Annotated in this window: 2 protein-coding genes; one reads left to right on the top strand and one right to left on the bottom strand. The window is 44.5% G+C overall.

The window, feature by feature from the left end; translation table 11 throughout:
* Positions 1–65: 65 nt before the first annotated feature.
* On the bottom strand, positions 66–1,499 hold the full coding sequence (locus tag FD32_RS07245; RefSeq protein ID WP_047769154.1) for a C69 family dipeptidase: 1,434 nt from the start codon (positions 1,497–1,499) through the stop codon (positions 66–68).
* 267 nt (positions 1,500–1,766) lie between these two features.
* Here FD32_RS07245 and FD32_RS07240 point away from each other — a divergent pair, with 267 nt between their 5' ends.
* Positions 1,767–2,243, top strand: coding sequence for a universal stress protein (locus tag FD32_RS07240; protein WP_047769156.1), 477 nt, complete (start codon positions 1,767–1,769; stop codon positions 2,241–2,243).
* Positions 2,244–2,357 lie beyond the last annotated feature (114 nt).

Raw genomic sequence — 2,357 nt, 5'->3', positions numbered from 1 at the left:
ATCCGAAGATTTCATCTAACTCCATTAATTATTTGGGACTTATGTCACAGCCCCTTCTTTTAATTTTATAGGTTGTCACCACGTTCGAATTGGAACTTGGAGTTTAATAGTGTTTGCCGAACTAAACTGGTGGTTAGCTTGCGGCCTTCTTCAGTAACGTGCTTGGCACTTTCCATGTTGGCCTGCGTCAGGTAGTTAATCAGGTCATCGCCACGTTTGCCCTTGGCACCCGCGGTGATTTTGTCTACCCGGCCAACACCGTAGCTTTGGGCGTCGTCGCGAAAGGCGTTTACTTCGTTGATGAATTCGTGGTAGCGTGGTTCAACGATTACCTCAAACATCTTGTACATCCAGTAGGCACTCTTTTCCGGTTGGACATCCTGGGTTGCGTAAGCGTAGTTGGCAGGGGTGTCATTGATATTGGTAAAGAATGGGACATACGGGCTGTAGCAGTAGAAGCCAAAGTTGATCCACTGAATTGCTGCGTACTCGGCCGGGACATCATTCCGAATTTGCATGATGCACGAACTCTGGTTCCGGTCTAAAGCGATGGAACGGAACCGCTTTTGCTCGTCAGGCGTACCACTGGAGTAGGTGCCCATTGGGTCAAATGGGGTTTGGTTATAGTGGGAAGAAAGGAAGTATTCAACGTCTTCGATTGCAATCTTCTTCTCCGGCTTCCGAATGAACGGCATGTCTTGACTAGTTGGCTCCTGATCAATAGAAGGGTTGAACAGCTTCTGCCCATACCAGGTCCGTGGGGTATTGTAGTAAGCATCCGCTTCGTTTTCCGTAGCAAAAATCTTCCGGAAGTTGAACTTGCCGGGATATGGGTTCAAGTGGTGGTCCTCAACGAACTTTTCAATTCCCTTGGCGTACATGAAGTTATTGGGATCATCGAAGCTGATTTCCTGGATACACATGTTGTTCGGGGCAATTGCATAGCAGTCGTCTGGAATCCGTTGGGCAACCCATTGGTGCCCACCAGCTGTTTCAAAGTACCAAACTTCGTCCTTGTCAGAGAAAGCAATTCCGTTAGTCTCCCCCGTTCCATACTTTTCAATTAAACTGCCTAAGCGCTTAACCCCTTCACGGGCGGACTTGATAAATGGCAGGACGAGGTAGAGCATTGAGTCCTCATTTACCCCATTCTTAACAAGTGGGTCGTGGCCAAGAACACGGGGGTTCGTGTTCTCCGTTTCTGTTGAACTCATTGCAACATTGAATTCATTGATTCCTTGTTCATCCCACCGGCCAATTGCGGGGTCTCCATTTGGGGTCGCGGTGAAGCGGCAGCCCTTGCCACTCATCATTACCTTTAGGCCGTTATAAGCGGATGTATATTCTTCGCCGGTGTAATCCTTAGCGGGAAAGGCCCGAAACGTCTTGGGGTTAACCCCGTCTTCACCATCTTCATCACGGGCAATAATTGTTGAGCCATCGATTGTGGCGTTCTTACCAACGAGCATGGCTGTACAGCTGGATAACTCTTTTTTCATCTTGGTCACAATTCCTTTCATAAATAATAACAATTCACTTACCATTAATAATAACACTTTAAATTAAGTGGATAACTAGTTGATAAAAAATGCTATTTAGGAAAGTAGTGAATTTAGAAAGATTAAATCCTTCTTTTTTGACTTTTGTTTTAGGATAGCCAAAATAATTATTTACAAATTAAAGATTAGTAGTAACATAGTTATTGGAAGTTAATAGCAAATTGGCATACTGTTTGCTGTTAAGAGAACCTAGAGAGGGGAATACTAATGTTTGAAATTAAGCCAAAGAAGTTCAAGAAGATCCTCGTTGGTGTCGATGATGCACCAGATGCCCGGGCAGCTTTTTCATATGCTGTCGATAAGGCTAAGCGGGACGGTTCCGAATTAGGAATTGTTTCTATTTTGGAAACTGGTCACATTAATGTTTACCAAATTCTCGATAAGGACTATGTTCATAGTAGTGAATCTGAATTAAAAAAGCGGGTTAACGAATACGTTCAAGCTGCTATTAATTACGGTGTTGACCCGAAGAAGATTACGGGAATTGTTGACCATGGTGAACGTCCAGCTGAACGGATTTGCAACCATGTTATTCCTGCTTTCCAACCGGACCTGTTGATTATTGGTTCAATTGGTAAGTGGGGGAACCGGAAAGCGGTTGGATCTCAAGCTTCGTACATGACACGTCATGCGGGAACTTCAGTATTCGTTATTCGGACAACTGCAGTACAAACTTATGAATAAACCCAATAAGGGCTTATGATTAAGAAAAGCGATAGTCAATTGGCTATCGCTTTTTACATCTAGTGCGCCCGGCATGGGTATTAGCTAGGTGGTGAAAGTCCACTATGGGCCGTA

It is taken from the genome of Limosilactobacillus panis DSM 6035 (genome assembly GCF_001435935.1).
In the GTDB taxonomy this organism is placed as follows: Bacteria; Bacillota; Bacilli; order Lactobacillales; family Lactobacillaceae; genus Limosilactobacillus; species Limosilactobacillus panis.
Note: the sequence above shows the minus strand (reverse complement) of the source record. Positions and strands in the feature narration are given on the sequence as shown.